Genomic DNA, 16,287 nt, shown 5'->3' on the forward strand with positions numbered 1-16,287 from the left:
AACAAAAAACGAAATTTCTCTCTCTTTTGGTTTTGAAACTCTGGTGGAAGAGGCCCCCATGAAAGATTTAGAAGGAAAAATTCACCTTGTCTCGAGCCTTCCCCTATTCCGAAGTCTCTCCAAAAAAGAAAAAGTTTGGGTGGCCGAATCGGTTCATATTGTCGAATCCGAACGCGAGGAAGTATTATTCACTGCGGGGGATAGCGACCGCAGTTTATTTTTAATTCTATCTGGTGGGATCAAATTGTTCCTTCCCAAAAAAGGGGAAGGAAAACGCGAAGAGGAAGTTCAATATCTAAAAAAAGGAGAATACTTCGGAATCCAATCCTTACTTACAGGTGAAAAACATAACCATACGGCTGTTACTGTTACCGAATCTAGATTTCTTGTATTGTCTCAAGCAGGCTTCCAAAAATTAATCCAGAAAATTCCTTATCTTTCCATCACCTTTTCCAAAATGCTCACCAAATCTCTTAGGAGTGAACTCCTCGGGGGACGAGAATACTTTCGCAATTCCGTAGTTTGCCTTGTCCATTCTGACCCAGTTGCCAAGGATCGTTTGGCCGAAGATTTAGTTCGGTCCATCGAAGAAGAGTCTGGGAAAAAATCAGTTGTCCTTCATTTTGCACAAAATGGACAAACGGAAAATCCTTACCTTAAATCTTATAAATTCAAAGATTCTGACCGAATCAAAGAAACTTTGGGTAAACACTATGCGAGCCATTCCTTTATTTTTTTAGAAGTGTTTCCCGACACAGAGGAAGAACTCAAACGTCTGTTAATTGATGAATCTGATCATATCGAGAACTATCTTTCCCCCGATAAAAAAATCAATCTTTGTGATTCCATTACCAATGAATCCAAGGAAAATGAAATTCTCTACCACGAAACCAATATCAGGGATTTGATCGACCACGGAAAATGGGAAATCCATATCAGAAGGAAAGCAAGAGAACTTTCGGGAGTGCAAATCGGAGTGGCTCTAGGTGGTGGTGCTGCTCTCGGTCTTGCCCAAGTGGGAATCATGAAGGTTATGGAAGAAGAAGGCCTTGTTCCCGATATGATTGCCGGAACCAGTATCGGAGCTGTGATCGGTGCTTTTTGGGCCAGCGGACTCGGATACAAAGGTATCTTACCTCTGCTCGCGGAAATTGATAGTATCTTCAAAATGTTCAAACTTGTGGACTTGTCTTTTCCCGGCCAAGGACTTTTGCACGGAAAACATGTAAGATCCCTACTCGAAAAGTATTTGGGAGATTTGTATTTTGAAGACCTTCCCATTAAACTAAGGCTCATTAGCTGCGATATTTCCACAAGACAAGAGATCGTTCTCTCAGAAGGAAAAGTACTCGATGCCGTAATGGCAAGTATCTCTATCCCAGGTGTTTTTGTCCCACAACCCCAAGAAAACGGAAAAACTTATGTGGATGGAGGAATTGTAAATCCTCTTCCAGTATCCGCCCTTACTCATGAAGGTGTACAGAAGATCATCGCCATCAATTCTATGCCGAGCTCCAAAGATGAAATGAAAACAAACAAACTACTCAATTTGAATGTTTTGGATATCATTGTGAATAGTCTGTATTCCCTCCAATACCGGATTGGAAAGTACAGTGCTCAGGAAGCCGATGTTTATTTGAATCCAATTCTTCCCAATTCCAATTGGTTTGAGTTTTGGAGGAGTGCCGAGTTCATCCAACTAGGGGAAACTGTAGCGAAAAGTTCAATGGAGGAACTCAAACAACTGTTTAGCGAAAAAATTTAATCTCTGTCTGGGGAAAGAATCACAATATTAAATGGATTTCTTTCGTTTCTTTCTGACTCGGGGATAGATTCAGAAAAACGAAGAGCTCCTGTGATTACCGTGCCTGTTGTGAGTCCCGCAAAGATTCCTTCTTTTTCATAAAGGTCAGCTTGCAAGTGTAAGGCTTCGTCTTTTGTGACATGGAAGTAATGGTCTATGAGTTTGGGATCATAAACCGCGGGGAGTTGGATTCTTTCCCTTTCTTTCGGGTTGTCCGTTTTTCCATACTCCATAAAAGGTGAGTTTTGTTTTCCCGCAATGATGACTTTGACTCTGCGGTCTTGGGACTTTAAAAAACGACCAATTCCCGTAATGGCCCCACCTGATCCAGGAGCAGAAATGACAGCCCCCACTTTTCCTTGCAGGTCTCGCCAAATCTCAGGCCCAGTGGTTTTGAAATGAAAATTAGGATTTGCAGGATTGGAAGCCTCGTCGGGAATCCATCCACCTAACTTTTTGGCCTTTTCTTCGGCAAGCTCAGTCAGCCTACCGAACTCCGATTCATTGGTCACAGTGACTTCGGCCCCATAACTTCGGAGGAGTTGAATTCTTTCTGGAGCCGTCTGAAGAGGAACCAGACAAAAGACGGGATAACCTTTTACCTTACCAATCCAAGTAAAACTAACGGAAGAAGAACCAGCTCCCACAAGGACCACAGACATTCCCTTCTTTAGTTTTCCTCTCCTTTCCGCATCCAAATACATAGCAATGGCAGTTCGATCTTTAGCAGAACCTGTAGGATTTAAAAATTCGGCCTTCAGATAAAACTGCACCCCCGTATATTCAGAGCCAATTCGATTCAATCGAATCAGCGGGGTATTTCCAATCAATTGAAGGATATTGTCGTGAATGGGTTTGGCAACGGAAAGTTCCTTTCCAAAGATACCTTGTACATTGTTTAAAGCCTGCAACAGACTGTTGCCAAGGTCATCGATGCCTTTGGAAATTGGATCTATCATTATTTTACTTTTATCAGTTCCACATCAAAGATCAGTGTTGAGTTGGCAGGAATGGGACCAATCGCACGGGCACCATAACCGTACTGGGGAGGAATGGTTAGTTTTCTTTTTCCACCTTCTTTCATTCCCACAATTCCTCGTTCCCATCCTTGGATCACTTGCCCTTGGCCTAATTGGAAACTAAAGGGTTCTCCACGATCCACAGAAGAATCAAATACCTTACCATTGGTCAACTTACCTGTGTAATGAACCACCACTGTAGTTCCGCGAATTGCTTCTCTTCCTAACCCTTGTTTGGTGTCCTGAATGAGTAGCTCATCTGCGAAAAGTCCTGTGGATAAAAACAAAAATCCGAGCGCCAGAGAAAACAGTTTCATAGATCGATTATACAGACTTTGCATACAACCAGGGAACTTCTTTTTGGTTCTTTTCTTCAAATTTTTGAATAAAATCGGCTTTTTGGAGAGTGAGTCCGATGTCATCCAAACCATTAAGAAGACAATGTTTACGAAATGCATCCACTTCAAATGGATATTTTTTTCCCTCTTCCGTGATCACCACTTGGTTTTCTAAATCAATTTCCAAGTTTGCCCCAGGCTTTTTATCTATGGTTTGAAAGATTTCTTCTATCTGTGCTTCCGGTAGGACGATGGGTAACATTCCATTTTTAAAACAGTTATTATAAAAAATATCTGCATAAGAAGGAGAAAGAATGGAACGAAATCCATAGTCTTCCAATGCCCAGGGAGCATGTTCTCTGGAAGATCCGCAACCAAAGTTGTCCCGAGTGACAAGGATATTTGCCCCTTGGTATCTCGGTGCATTGAGAACAAATTCAGGATTTGGTTTTTTTCCGGCATCATCTAGGAATCGCCAGTCATGGAAGAGGTGTTGACCAAACCCAGACCTTTCAATTTTACGGAGGAATTGTTTCGGAATGATTTGGTCCGTGTCTACGTTTGCCTTATCAAGAAGGGCTGCGATTCCTTTCAATTTCGTAAATGCTTTCATCTTATTTCCACTCCCGAATGTCTACAAAATGTCCTTCTACTGCCACAGCCGCTGCCATGGCAGGCCCTACTAAATGAGTGCGTCCACCTTTCCCTTGTCTTCCTTCAAAGTTCCTGTTAGAAGTCGAAGCACAGCGATCTCCAGGAGAGAGAACATCATCGTTCATCGCAAGGCACATAGAGCATCCTGGGTTTCTCCATTGGAAACCAGCTTCCAAAAAGATTTTATCTAGTCCTTCTTGTTCGGCTTGTCGTTTCACACGGCCAGAACCTGGAACAATGATCGCTTCCACTTCTTTACTTACTTTCTTACCCTTAACAGTGTCTGCCACTACCCGAAGGTCTTCGATGCGGGAGTTGGTACATGATCCGATAAATACTTTATTTACTTTCACATCGGAAAGTTTTTGGCCTGGTTTTAAATCCATATAAGCCAAAGCGGACTCAGCTGATTTTTTCTGAATCGGATCAGCAAAATCAGATGGGCTTGGTACTGTTTGCGTTACAGGAATCACTTGGCCAGGAGAAGTTCCCCAAGAAACCATGGGAGCTATTTCATTTGCATTGAGAGTCACTGTTTTATCAAAGGTAGCACCGGCATCTGTTGCATACGCTTTCCACTTAGCAGCCGCTACTTCAAAAGCTTCTCCTTTCGGAGCAAAGTCTCTTCCTTTGATATAATTGATTGTTGTGTCATCTGGTGAAATCAGACCAGCACGAGCTCCCGCTTCAATGGCCATATTACAAATGGTCATACGACCTTCCATACTGAGAGAACGAATTGCCTCCCCTGTGAACTCAATTACAAAACCTGTCGCCCCATCAGTTCCAATTTTTCCAATGATCGCAAGGACGATGTCTTTTGCGGAAACCAGTGGCGATAGTTTTCCATCCACTCGGATTTCTAAAGTTTTTGGTTTCTTTTGGACAAGGGTTTGTGTGGCAAGGACATGTTCTACTTCCGAAGTTCCGATTCCAAAAGCAAGGGCACCAAAAGCACCATGAGTGGCCGTATGGGAATCACCACAAACGATTGTCATACCAGGATGTGTGAGTCCAAGTTCTGGTGCCACCACGTGAACAATTCCATTGTCCGGATGATTGATATCAAATAATGTAATTCCGTTTTCTTTACAATTGTCCATTAGCGTTTGCATTTGAAGGACAGAGATGGGATCCACAGATTTCCAATCACGAGTCCTTGTAGAAACGTTGTGGTCCATAGTAGCAAATGTAGCATCCGGTCGACGCACTTTTCTATTGGTTAATTTTAAGCTTTCAAAGGCCTGCGGGCTTGTTACCTCATGGACAAGGTGTCTGTCAATATAGATGAGGCAGGTCCCATCATCCTCGTGGACCAAATGGTCATTCCAAATCTTCTCAAACATGGTTTTCATAACTAGACTCCCCCACTTCCAGTCATAACTCGGACATGGGGTGGTATGTCCAGGGAATTTGAAAAAATAGAGCAGTTCTAAGGAGTTTGCACAGTGGAACCGTCCACATAGGTTCCGGAGATTCCTGAACAATGCACAGCAGCAGTTCCGGCACCCCCTGTCATAGGTGCTGTGTATACACTGATGATATAACCAACACTGGCCTGAGTCACTTTGCAGGAACCTACAACGCTGGTCTCTGTGCACTTAGAGGTTTGTTTGGTTCCTGATAGGCAACTCGTTAGGTAACCATAATAATTTTGACAGACCCCAGAACCGAGTTCACAGGCAAATTTAAAGGTCTTCGTTGACCCGCCATTCAGAAGGTCAGAAAGATCCGAATCGGATACAGTTTGTACAGGTGTTCCATCTGTCAGAACCGTAAGGGGGTTTACTACCGCGCTTTCCTTTTGGTAGAGGTAGATCAGATAACTTCCGGCTTTGGAAAAAGTGATCACCGTTGCAGGAGAATCTACTTTGGAATATTCCGTGCCATCTTTTGCCAATACAGCAGAAGATAGATCTAAAGGACAACTGGTCGAAACATAAAGGGAAACTTTCGCATAACGAGAGAGTACGACGCGGGTCCCAATTTGCGCTCCGGCAATTTGCATGACCGCATAATAAGTATCACCAGCTAAAGAAAAAGAAACTGATTTGGAGGTAGTTGTGATTCCGGTGTAACCAGCTTTAATTTGAGTTCCGAGTCCTGCTACCGTACAACCGTCAGCACCCGATTCTTTGGCGAGTAAAAGGGAAGTAGTTGCATCATTCTTAGAAGTTTCTCCAGAACAATGAACGGAAAATAAAAATATAAGGGCTAAAAAAATACCGAAAGTTATTTGTATTTTCCGAACCATAACACTACCTTCCTCGAAACGACAGAATTGTTTTTCCAATTTGAATTTCGTCCAAATTATGGAGAACCTTGGGGCGAAGTAATTTTTTGCCATTTAAGTATACACCTGATTTTGAAACACAATCAAACAATATATACTTCCCCTTTCTATTTTTTATCTTCGCATGCAGGCCTGCCACAGTGGGATCATCCAGGACAAGATGGTTTGATTCCCAACTACCGATAGTTACTTCATCAAACTGTAGTTGGAACTGGTCCGAATTGTGATTTCCATCTCTCCGCATTAAGACCGCGTATGAATAGGAAGTTCCAGGAAGTGTTACTTTTTCGGCGATGGCAAGGGCTATCTCGCGATCTCGAGCAGCCCTTTCCATTGTTTCCCCGTACATTCGGTCATACACTTGGAGTTCTTCTTTGCGTTCCGAAAATTCAGGTTCACTATTCGCTAGGGAAGTTAAATTTTGACTGGTTTCTTCATACCCACGTAAATAATACAAAGCTGCTAAACATAGAAAGATAAGAAACAAACTGACAGGAAAAAAGAATAAGGGATCTGAAAATTGTAAATATAAGGATCGAAAAAAAGATAGTTCGTATCTGAATTCAAATCGAATGCCCTGGTCTATGGAAATCAAACTTCCCGAAATAAGATTCGTTTTCCACCGGGATAGTTTCCAAGGCGAAAAATAAATTAATTCAAAATCGGGAAGACCTAGGGTGCGCAAATAAGAAAACAAATCACCATAACTATCAGATTTGGAAATATTATAATGCCTACCATTCGCATAACTTGCAAGTTTAGTAGCTTCTAAGGAGCTCGGTGCTAGTACCACCAATTGCAGGTTTTTCTCGCGGATTCGTTTTGCCAGTTCCGGAATTTCAAAACGATCCTGCCATTCAGGAGCAAAACTTACAAAAACAAGGATATGATCTTCTGTGGATTGGTTTTTAGGAATTCCCTCTAGGAAATTTTCCCAATTCCGAATGGGATAGGTTGGTGCTGGTTCTTTCGGGAAAGGAAAGGATATGTCGAGTGTTTGGGAACGAATTCTTTCAAAGGAATGTTTTTTGTCATCTGACTGGATTTGTAATTTAGAACTCCCTCCAGTTTGTTCTGAAATCTTCACCAATTGGTTTGCCAATTGGATGATCCATCGTCTGTCTTCAGCATTCGTATAACTAGGAATAGAGATATATAAGTGGACTGGATTTTTTGCTTCCGTTTGTTCAAAGCGAAAAGATTCGGTAAGTCTAACATTCGAATCCAGCTGTTCTGAAAGTACAAACCCTTTGGGATCGATGGTTGCGTTTGAATGAAATCGAATCTTAACTTCGGGATAAGAACTTGTGTCGACTGACCGGAGTTGGAATCCTGGGTCAGCCGAGAGGACCATAGGAAGCAAAATAAGGAAGAGGAAAGTTCCTTTATTGAAAGAGAAGAGAAGCTTCCTTAAGTTGTTTTCCATATTTTGTTTTTGGCTCCAGGTTGTGGTTTAGAACCGGAATGGTTTCTACGACTTCCCCTTCTTTCATTATCGTAACTAAAGAGGCCAGACTTTCGACGATCCGAAGCTCATGTGTAATAAAAACAACTGACATCCCCATTTTTGCAAGGTTTTGGACGGTTTCCAAGACAATTTTTTCAGAAAAGGCATCGAGTCCTGTAGTGGGTTCATCCAGGACCAAAATTTCAGGGGCTCGTAAAAAAGCCAAAGAAAGAAGGATTCTTTGTTTCTCGCCACCCGACAATGTCCTTGCATATTCCTTCCAATGGGTCCTGGGAATGGACAACTGGTCCCAAATCAAAAACAAAGACTCGTAAGATACTTTCCCAAGTTCTGATAATGTAAAAAAATCTTTGGTTTGTGCTTCTATCGTTCGGAAAGGATGAAAAGCTGCATTAGGATTTTGTGGGACCATAAATAACTTCGGATTTAAACGTTTTGAAAGAACATCTTCCCCGAGGACAGTGAACGTAGTATAAGATAAATTACAATCTTTGGGAACCATTCCAAACAAAGAAAATCCCAAGGTAGATTTTCCGGATCCAGATTCACCGATAATACCGTGAACAATCCCTTTTTTAATTTCTAAAGAGATACCCTTCCAAATCTTTTGCCCACCTTTAGTTTCAATGGTGGCATCTTTGATTTGGACAACATTTAAATCAATCGAGGCCAAATAAATCCTTCTCTATAATGCTACAAAGGATATGACCAATGAGAATATGGCATTCCTGGATCCTTGCGGTCACTTTAGAAGGAACGATGATTTCTACGTCTGCTTTACCTTTTAATTTTCCACCATCACCACCTAAAAAAAGCACCACCTTCATACCAATTTTCCGAGCTTCTTCTACCGCCAAAACGATGTTTTGCGAATTGCCGGAAGTAGTAAGGCCAACAAAAACATCTGTTGGTTTTCCAAATGCTTGGACTTGCCTCTGAAATACATATTCATAACCATAATCATTGGAACAAGCGGTAAGAACTGCCTGGTCACTATTAAGAGCAAGAGCAGGAATGGCCTTTCTTTCATTTCCAGACTTATAACGAACTACAAGTTCTGCCGCAATATGAGAAGCATCACAACTGGATCCACCGTTACCACAAAAGTATAATAACCCATTTTGTTTTAAGGAATCTACAAGTAGTCTTCCTGCAGATTCAATGGAAGGCAAAAGAGCAGGAAATAACTGTTGTTTTACAGCAATAGAATCTTCGATTTGTTTTTGAATGAGCGATTTATGATCCATGGATTTCTTCCCTTTCCCGTCTTTCTTTTATGAGATTGATTTTATTTCCGAATTCAGTAAGAGCGGAACCGAACCCGAAAAAATTTTTGGCTTTGGAATAGGGATTGTTTTGGTCTGTTGTCCCCAAATTCAAATAAAAGAGTTCATCCCTTACCAAACGAATTTGTCTTTCTGTCGCTACCGATTCAAAAAACATTCGACATTCCTCCCCAATCGCAAGCATCACTAGAGCCATGGAATTAGGTTTCATTTGTAAAACTAATTGTTCTTTCCAAAATCTTTCCCATGAGAGAACGATTCGCCAATCCTCTTTGGGACTATCCGCTTCTAAAAACAAATCTGTTTTCGGAATAGAAAGAGAAGTGAGTAGTCCGTCAACACCCGAAAGGTCTTTGGTCAGATTTTTGTTTAAATCTCCTTCATCCACAAATAGGACTCCAGACCATTTACCATCTTTGTTTTTATACAAGTGGTTACCTGTAACTAAAATAATGGAGTAGTTTTCTCCTTCGACCCGAAAGAGTTTATCGTTTGTTTTTGTTAAGCGAAACTTAGGAGTTTCTAGAACCACTCCCGAATCCACTTGTTTAGTTCGAAGTTTCTTTTTCCAATTCTCGATCGCAAAAGCCCATTCTATGGAAAAGGATTTGGGTTCTTTTTTTGATTTTCCCAAATCTTCCTCTTTGGGCTTCCCGTTGGCTCCAAAAAAAAATAAGATACGTCGAAACCAACTTTTTCTGGATTTTTTATTCGTTTTTGCCATACTCTTTTCTTACATTGGAAGGACGTTCGATCTGTCTGCGATCCAGTTCATAAAGTTTTGCATATTTAAGGAAGGTAGAAAATGCAGAGGCAATCGCAATCCAAAGCCCAGGGATTCCATCCAAAAACCCAAATTTAAAAAGATAGATTTCTAAAAACTTACCCAGGGGTTTGAATATTGTTTTGGTTAAGGAAAAACGTTCACCTTTCGCATAACGAGTATATGCGACAATACTGGAGAACTGGTTAATAGTCGTAATTTGGTGGCTAAAATCAGTGAAACTATAATGAAGGATATCTCCTTTCATCACTTTTCCAATAGAACCTGGTTTTAACTCGATGTAATCGTGAGGATTTTCTCCCACCCAAGTAGCAGCATTTTTTTGAAACAACCGAAATCTGCAGAGGGGATACCATCCACTGTGACGAATCCACCGACCCAAATGATAAGTTAGTCTTGCAATTTTATATCCATCGGCAGTGATCATTTCTGATTCTAAAAAAGCTTCAATCGAATGAACCAGGGTTTTATCTGCACGTTCATCAGCATCAAGAGAAAGAATCCAATCATTCGAACAAAAACCAATCGCCTTGTTCTTTTGTTCTACGTGACCTGGAAATGGAGATTCATAAAACTTTACTTTGGAAAAGGAGGTCGCTATTTCTTTTGTACGATCTGTACTCAGAGAATCTAAAACAATGATTTCGTCTGCTACGGATTCGATGGACCGGACACAATCCCCGATATTTTTTTCTTCATTGAAGGTAATGATGGCCACCGACAATTTTCTTTTTCTCTTGCCTTCCATAGGAGTTAAAACCTATTCTAAGAAACAAATATGATTGGGAAAGAAACATTTCATAAGATTTCCGTTGTTTTTCTATACCTTTTCTTTGTTCTTTCACCATTTTCCATTAGCCTTTGCCAAATTTTTGCCGGTGCTTCGCTTTTCTTTTTATTTTTAGATTCTGCCTGCCAAAAAAAAATTCCTCAATGGGAGCCTAGTTTCCTATTTTGGATCCTTCTCTATTTAAGTTTCTTAATCACCCCTGTTTTGCAGTATGAAGTTACTGACTGGAAACGAACTCTATTGAAATCCGAATTTGGTGATGTTTGGATGGCTTTTTTACTACTGCAGCATTCTCGCCTGAACTGGACTCAGAAAAAAAGGTTAAAACGAGCGGTGGAAATAGGAGCGATCTTTCTTATTTTGTCCGGCCTTCTTTCCCTCCTTTCCCCCTACCGATTGGCCCCGTTTGTTATGGATGGATTTCAGTATTTAGAAGGTAGACGCCTTCCCCACCAATTAGCAAACCTTATGGGAAAACTTCCTTTGTATTTACCCATCGGATTCCAAAGTACCCACTTAACTTATGGTGGGTTACTTTCCCTTTATTTGCCTTCACTCTTTGTTAGAACTCTAAGGACTTTTCAAATCAATAGAAAAAAATCCAAATTTAGGATTTCCTTAAGTCTCCTTTTGGGACTTTCTCTTTTGGGACTTGTTTTACTTTTCCTCAACCAAAGCCGATCGATTTGGTTTGGACTGTTATTTGGAATGGTTCTTTTGTCCCTCCACAAAAGGTTCTCCCTAAAGAAATACCTTCCAGGTTTAGGATTGGCCCTTTTCCTACTCATTATCATTTCCTATTTTTTCTACCAAAATAATTGGTTATTCCAAAGAGCCATCGATGATTTATTCGCTAAACGTTCGTTAGAGAACCAGAGGGTATGGATTCACAAAATGAATTTTGCAATTCTAAAGGATTCCTTTCTTTTAGGGATAGGATCAGGCAATTATCCTTCGGAATTTGTGGCAAAGGCTGTTTCTTTAGTACGGGACTTTCCAGAATTGTATTATGATTTATCGATCACCCCTAAATCACATGCACATTTTGACTTTTTACATTTTTGGCTACTGGGTGGAATCATTGGTGGATTCAGTTATCTTAGTTTTTTATTTTTAAAAACAAAAAGTATCCTTCAAGTAAGAAAACAGAGTTTTTTCTTTTTGGGTTTTTTTGCTATTTCTTTTGCTGGAAGCTTTCAATGTTTTTTGTTAGATGATGAAGTTCTCCTGCCTTTGCTCGGAATGTTATGCCTATTGCCCCTCTCTCATCTAAAAAGAAAGTCCAATGGCAATGCATATGGTTATGAAAATAAAAACAAAGTTTATGGTCTGATTCTTTTTTGGATTACCGTTTCTTGTTTGGGAGCTCTTTACCTATCAAGAACTCCTGTAAAAGAACTTTTCCTACACAGAGCTCGCACAGAAAACAATTTCCCAGACAAAATCGCACAGTCCTCTATCAATGCAGAAACGCCAGTCGCACTGCCACTTGGAACTAAGGAAATGTATTTCAAACTCTCAGGTTGTTTGGACCACGATGTCAATTTTGATAGCAAAGCCCAAGTCCGAGTCGCACCCATTCAGTTACAAATTGATTGGAAAGAAATTCCGTTCGGTGAGCTCCCCACCGCACTAGTTTTGGAAACCCGCAAACGAGAAAGTTTTGACCAAGACAAAGATTACCGAGTACAAGCGGAACGAATTGTGAAAACGGAAATTTTCTTAAATCCAACAAAGTTATTACTAGTTCAAGTGAATCCCAAGGATCATATAAATGCCGAAATAGAATTCATCGATTTTGGATTTAGATATTTTTGGAAGGGAGAAAGACCATTTCTTCCCATGATTGCAATTTCTGGAAATTGTAATTGAGTCGGATCGCTTCGGCCTTCCTGGCCTATCGATCTAAAGCCCGTCTTGCTCGTCACCGAAAGGACCCCTGCCTTCGGAAAAAACATTTACGCTCCATCCACCCTTGACCCTTTAGGCCAACTTCGCCTCCGGCTTTTATAAAGCCTACGCGGGGTCGCTACGTTTTTAAGAGATGTTGATTTTAGTTCTGTGTGATTTTGAAGGTCCGCGGGAATCGCTTCGAACTTCGGCCATCCTGGCCTTTCGTTCTCAGCCCGTCTTGCTCGTCACCTCAGGCATCCTGCCTTCGGAAAAAACATGTACGCTCCATCCACCCTTGGCCCTTTAGGCCAACTTCGCCTCCGGCTTTTATAAAGCCTACGCGGGGTTGCTACGTTTTTAAGAGATGTTGATTTTAGTTCTGTGTGATTTTGAAGGTCCGCGGGAATCGCTTCGAACTTCGGCCATCCTGGCCTTTCGTTCTCAGCCCGTCTTGCTCGTCACCTCAGGCATCCTGCCTTCGGAAAAAACGTATACGCTCCCTACGGGTCGCTACGTTTTTTTTGACTCGCAATCGTTCGATTCTTACCTGGAGCGGGAATCGAACCCGCACGGGATTACTCCCACAGGATTTTAAGTCCTGTGTGTCTACCAATTCCACCATCCAGGCGAATGTACCGTGATTAGGCGTCGGCCGGATTCGAACCGGCGGTCAAGCTTTTGCAGAGCCATGCCTTACCACTTGGCCACGACGCCAATCGTGACTTTGGATAGGCTAAAATAGGAAGGTCTGGTGTCAAATGGAAACTGTTTTCACTTTTCATGAGATTGTAACATTTCAGAGAAAAATCAAATTGCGTAACCTTTCCCAGAGGATGCGCTGTAAATATGAACGTAAAGACCATCCTATCCTTATCCATTCTATCGATTGTATCTCAAGTTTCTTATGCGGACACAGTAACTGTGAAAGCAACAAAAGAGGTTTTGGAAAACGTAAAAACATCCTCCCCTACTGCCAATTATGTTTTAGTAGAATCTAAGGATGGCACCAAACAAGCGTTTAAAAAGAATGCAGTGGAAGTAGTTTCTCTTCCTGTAGTTTGGGAAGCTTCTAAAGAAGAAACAAAAACGGAGGTTGCAAAATCAGATGAACCAAAAGAAAACCCGGAAAATCAAGGTTTCTTTTCTAGACGCCTTCCGGAACTCGCAATTGGCGGGATGGCACTCCTTTGGTTTCTGCTTCCGTAATACTTTTCTAAAAAGTGCCTAACCCATGCTACTCCCATTCTATCGTTCCCGGTGGTTTGTGAGTGAGGTCATACAAAACCAAAGAAATCAACGGAAGAGCTAACAATTCTTTGGTGATCCGATCTAAAATCTTTCGGTCCATTTGGTAAAAATTGGCAGTCATTGCCTCTGTGGATTCCACTGGCCGAAGCACCACCCCATAAGTTTTTTCCCGCAGCCCGACAGGAACTAAAACCACTGGCATTTGCCAAATATGATTGTGAATGTCTTCTTCATAAAGGATTCGATTCACGATCGCATCGGCCTCACGTAAAACATCAGAATGTTCTTTGTCCAAACTCAGTTTGGTATAATGGAAAGAACTTGAAAAATGGTCAATCCCTGGGGCAAATACCACCCGATTGATTTGTTTTTTGAAATTTGTGATACCAACGGCGCATTCGTCTAACTCATCCCAATGAGTCGTAAAATCATTCAAAACGGCGCAGTGAGCATAGCTCCTTTGGTCACCTTGCACTCCTACAGAAAGAATCGGTAAAATTTTTACTTCAGCTTTTTTTGCACTAAAACCCAAATCAGAAAAATCGAGTTCCGGGGGATGAGTTTCAGGACTCGCAATCATACGTACAACAAGTCCCGGCCCAGGAAAAGGATGTCTTTCGATCCAACGTTCTGGGAGTCCGAGTAACCTTCCGAGTTCCCTTACTTCATCTTTGTATAAATCTGCGATTGGCTCGATGATTTTTCCTTCTTGGATGAGTTTTTCTATTTGAGGGACGCGGTTGTGGTGCGTTTTGATTTTATGAGAATGTTTTGTGCCACCCGATTCAATGGTATCAGGATAAATGGTTCCCTGCCCGAGTAGCCAATGTTCGGAATCCAATCCAAGAGAATCGGTAGCCTTACTTTGTGCTTCTAAAAACAGATCTCCGACAATGCGGCGTTTTTTTTCGGGATCAAATTCGTTTTGTAAGTGTTGGTAAAAGATGTCACTTTCATCCCAAATGGTGAGATCAAAGCCTACATGGTGTAAGTTATCCATTAAGTCTTTTACTTCGTTTTTACGCATAAAGCCTGTATCAACAAGGAGGCCTTTGACACGATCTTTTCCCAGGGCTTTCGCTAAAAGTAAATAAGCTACGGAAGAATCCACACCGCCAGAAACTAATAAAAAAACATTTTTTCCAACAGGTACTTTCTTTTGTAACTCGGAGATTTGTTTTTCTAAAAACTGTGAGATACTCCAACTAGACCCAGCCCCACAAAGAGATACAAAGTTTTTCAGTAAAATTTCACCTTCGTCGGAGTGAGTGACTTCTGGATGGAATTGAATTCCAAATTGTTTTTTAGACTCATTTGAAACAAACGCATAACGACAATTATCTGAGGAAGCAACAATTTTAAATCCCTCTGGCATTCGAACTACTTCGTCCCCATGGCTCATCCAAACTTTGGTTTTAGAAGAAAGAGATTTTGAAAGTAAAGAATTGGGGTTTTGAATTTCTAAAATGGCAGGACCGTATTCTTTAGAGTTAGAAGATACCACCTCCCCACCGAGAGCTTTCATCAACAGTTGATGGCCATAACAGATTCCTAAAATGGGAACTGATGTTTTAAAAAAACCGTCTGGTAGGAGCGGTGCCCCTTTTTCATACACGCTGCTCGGACCTCCTGATAGAATGATTCCAGCATAGGATTCATAAACAGACAATGGTTCTTCATTGGAAAGGATTTCCGTATAGGCTCCAAGCCTTCGAATTCGGGAAGCGATGAGGTGAGCGTATTGACCGCCGAAATCGACGACTGCAATTTTTTTATCACTTTTCATGGGATGATTCCAAAATAATTTTGCAATTGTCGGGGTAAACAAATGTCGGAAAAAAAATCAGAATCTTCTTATGAGGACAAACAAGACCATATCCCTTCCTGGAAAACCCCTGAAATTGAATGGTTCGCCAATGTTTACGCCGGAAAAGAATACAATATAGAATTTACGATTCCGGAATTCACCGCCGTTTGCCCCAAAACCGGCCTTCCTGATTTCGGCTCTATTTTCATTGAATACATTCCCAGAGACCGCTGTGTAGAGCTGAAATCGCTCAAAGAATACATGATGTCCTACCGAAATATAGGGATTTTCCATGAAAATGTAGTAAACAAAATCCTTGAAGACTTTGTTGCCGCAGTAGACCCAATTTACGTGAAAGTGGTTGGAGATTATAATGTCCGTGGTGGTGTGAAAACAATTGTAAAGCGAGAGTATAAGGTCTAAATGGAAAACCTAATCGGCTATATTGCCGCTTTTTTAACTACAGTTTCCTTTCTTCCCCAAGTTCTAAGAGTCGTAATGACTAAACAAACCCGCGACATCAGTCGGAATATGTACATTATGTTTTTTGTTGGTGTTTTATTATGGTTTGTTTACGGAATTCTGAAATCTGACTTTCCGATCATTCTTGCCAACATTGTTACCATTTTCTTCGTATCCATTATTTTATTTTATAAACTCAAAGAAGAGGACCAGACATGAGAAAAGCTTATGTAGATAAAGACAATTGTACTTCTTGTAACCAATGTGCCGACAATATGCCAAAGTATTTTATGATGGATGAAGATGATTTATCCCAAACCCATATTTCTGGTAACTCTATCAACGATGCTGCTATCCCCGATGAAGACGAAAAAAAAGTCCAAAAGGAAATGGACGAATGCCCAGGGGAATGTATCCACTGGAAAAAACATTAAATATGCT

The 16,287-nt window shown here is 41.1% G+C and carries 17 protein-coding genes and 2 tRNA genes; 6 read left to right on the forward strand and 13 right to left on the reverse strand.

Annotated features, from left to right (window positions below; translation table 11 throughout):
• Positions 1–58: 58 nt before the first annotated feature.
• A complete protein-coding gene (locus tag JWG40_RS01560) occupies positions 59–1,765 on the forward strand; it encodes a cyclic nucleotide-binding and patatin-like phospholipase domain-containing protein (RefSeq protein WP_205284125.1) in 1,707 nt (568 codons plus the stop codon).
• Here the strand turns inward: JWG40_RS01560 and JWG40_RS01565 are convergent.
• The 10 genes from JWG40_RS01565 to JWG40_RS01610 form a co-directional block, all read right to left on the reverse strand.
• Positions 1,762–2,763, reverse strand: coding sequence for a PLP-dependent cysteine synthase family protein (locus JWG40_RS01565; RefSeq protein WP_205284126.1), 1,002 nt, complete (start codon positions 2,761–2,763; stop codon positions 1,762–1,764). The two genes, JWG40_RS01560 and JWG40_RS01565, sit on opposite strands and share 4 nt — an antisense overlap.
• The gene (locus tag JWG40_RS01570) at positions 2,763–3,140 is read right to left on the reverse strand and encodes an FKBP-type peptidyl-prolyl cis-trans isomerase (protein WP_205284127.1); all 378 of its coding nucleotides are present in this window, start codon (positions 3,138–3,140) and stop codon (positions 2,763–2,765) included. The genes JWG40_RS01565 and JWG40_RS01570 overlap by 1 nt, the downstream gene beginning before the upstream one ends.
• Positions 3,141–3,147: 7 nt before the next feature.
• The gene (gene leuD / locus JWG40_RS01575) at positions 3,148–3,774 is read right to left on the reverse strand and encodes a 3-isopropylmalate dehydratase small subunit (protein ID WP_205284128.1); all 627 of its coding nucleotides are present in this window, start codon (positions 3,772–3,774) and stop codon (positions 3,148–3,150) included.
• A 1-nt stretch (position 3,775) separates the two neighbouring features.
• Positions 3,776–5,170: a 3-isopropylmalate dehydratase large subunit gene (leuC, locus tag JWG40_RS01580; protein ID WP_205284129.1), complete on the reverse strand. Its 1,395-nt coding sequence runs from the start codon at positions 5,168–5,170 to the stop codon at positions 3,776–3,778.
• Between the two features lie 77 nt (positions 5,171–5,247).
• Positions 5,248–6,069, reverse strand: coding sequence for a hypothetical protein (locus tag JWG40_RS01585; RefSeq protein WP_205284130.1), 822 nt, complete (start codon positions 6,067–6,069; stop codon positions 5,248–5,250).
• Positions 6,070–6,073: 4 nt separating this feature from the next.
• Positions 6,074–7,534: an FHA domain-containing protein gene (locus tag JWG40_RS01590; RefSeq protein WP_205284131.1), complete on the reverse strand. Its 1,461-nt coding sequence runs from the start codon at positions 7,532–7,534 to the stop codon at positions 6,074–6,076.
• The gene (locus JWG40_RS01595) at positions 7,494–8,249 is read right to left on the reverse strand and encodes an ATP-binding cassette domain-containing protein (protein ID WP_205284132.1); all 756 of its coding nucleotides are present in this window, start codon (positions 8,247–8,249) and stop codon (positions 7,494–7,496) included. The genes JWG40_RS01590 and JWG40_RS01595 overlap by 41 nt, the downstream gene beginning before the upstream one ends.
• The gene (locus JWG40_RS01600; RefSeq protein WP_205284133.1) at positions 8,236–8,823 is read right to left on the reverse strand and encodes a D-sedoheptulose 7-phosphate isomerase; all 588 of its coding nucleotides are present in this window, start codon (positions 8,821–8,823) and stop codon (positions 8,236–8,238) included. The genes JWG40_RS01595 and JWG40_RS01600 overlap by 14 nt, the downstream gene beginning before the upstream one ends.
• Positions 8,813–9,586: an LBBP_01157 family protein gene (locus JWG40_RS01605; RefSeq protein WP_205284134.1), complete on the reverse strand. Its 774-nt coding sequence runs from the start codon at positions 9,584–9,586 to the stop codon at positions 8,813–8,815. Before JWG40_RS01605 ends, JWG40_RS01600 begins: the two co-directional genes overlap by 11 nt.
• Positions 9,570–10,394, reverse strand: a complete 825-nt coding sequence (locus JWG40_RS01610) for a glycosyltransferase family 2 protein (RefSeq protein WP_205284135.1) — start codon at positions 10,392–10,394, stop codon at positions 9,570–9,572. Before JWG40_RS01610 ends, JWG40_RS01605 begins: the two co-directional genes overlap by 17 nt.
• A gap of 30 nt (positions 10,395–10,424) precedes the next feature.
• Here JWG40_RS01610 and JWG40_RS01615 point away from each other — a divergent pair, with 30 nt between their 5' ends.
• On the forward strand, positions 10,425–12,308 hold the full coding sequence (locus JWG40_RS01615; protein ID WP_205284136.1) for an O-antigen ligase family protein: 1,884 nt from the start codon (positions 10,425–10,427) through the stop codon (positions 12,306–12,308).
• 565 nt (positions 12,309–12,873) lie between these two features.
• Here JWG40_RS01615 and JWG40_RS01620 read toward each other — a convergent pair.
• Positions 12,874–12,957: transfer RNA gene (locus tag JWG40_RS01620), tRNA-Leu, on the reverse strand.
• A 15-nt stretch (positions 12,958–12,972) separates the two neighbouring features.
• A tRNA-Cys gene (locus JWG40_RS01625) sits at positions 12,973–13,043 on the reverse strand.
• A gap of 132 nt (positions 13,044–13,175) precedes the next feature.
• On the opposite strand from JWG40_RS01625, the gene JWG40_RS01630 reads away from it, so the two are divergent.
• Positions 13,176–13,535: an LIMLP_04285 family protein gene (locus JWG40_RS01630; protein WP_205284137.1), complete on the forward strand. Its 360-nt coding sequence runs from the start codon at positions 13,176–13,178 to the stop codon at positions 13,533–13,535.
• A 28-nt stretch (positions 13,536–13,563) separates the two neighbouring features.
• Here JWG40_RS01630 and guaA read toward each other — a convergent pair whose 3' ends face one another.
• The gene (gene guaA / locus JWG40_RS01635; RefSeq protein ID WP_205284138.1) at positions 13,564–15,363 is read right to left on the reverse strand and encodes a glutamine-hydrolyzing GMP synthase; all 1,800 of its coding nucleotides are present in this window, start codon (positions 15,361–15,363) and stop codon (positions 13,564–13,566) included.
• A 42-nt stretch (positions 15,364–15,405) separates the two neighbouring features.
• On the opposite strand from guaA, the gene queF reads away from it, so the two are divergent.
• From queF to JWG40_RS01650, 3 genes are read left to right on the forward strand one after another with little or no spacing between them, the layout of a single operon-like run.
• Positions 15,406–15,807 carry a preQ(1) synthase gene (queF, locus tag JWG40_RS01640; RefSeq protein ID WP_205284139.1) on the forward strand — a complete coding sequence of 134 codons (402 nt, stop codon included), beginning with the start codon at positions 15,406–15,408 and terminating at the stop codon, positions 15,805–15,807.
• Entirely contained in the window at positions 15,808–16,065 is a 258-nt protein-coding gene (locus tag JWG40_RS01645; RefSeq protein ID WP_205284140.1) for a SemiSWEET transporter, read from the forward strand.
• Complete coding sequence (locus tag JWG40_RS01650) at positions 16,062–16,280, forward strand: ferredoxin (RefSeq protein ID WP_205284141.1); 219 nt, start codon at positions 16,062–16,064, stop codon at positions 16,278–16,280. Before JWG40_RS01645 ends, JWG40_RS01650 begins: the two co-directional genes overlap by 4 nt.
• The last annotated feature ends 7 nt before the right edge of the window (positions 16,281–16,287 follow it).

This window comes from Leptospira abararensis (assembly GCF_016918735.1).
GTDB classification, from domain to species: Bacteria; Spirochaetota; Leptospiria; order Leptospirales; family Leptospiraceae; genus Leptospira_A; species Leptospira_A abararensis.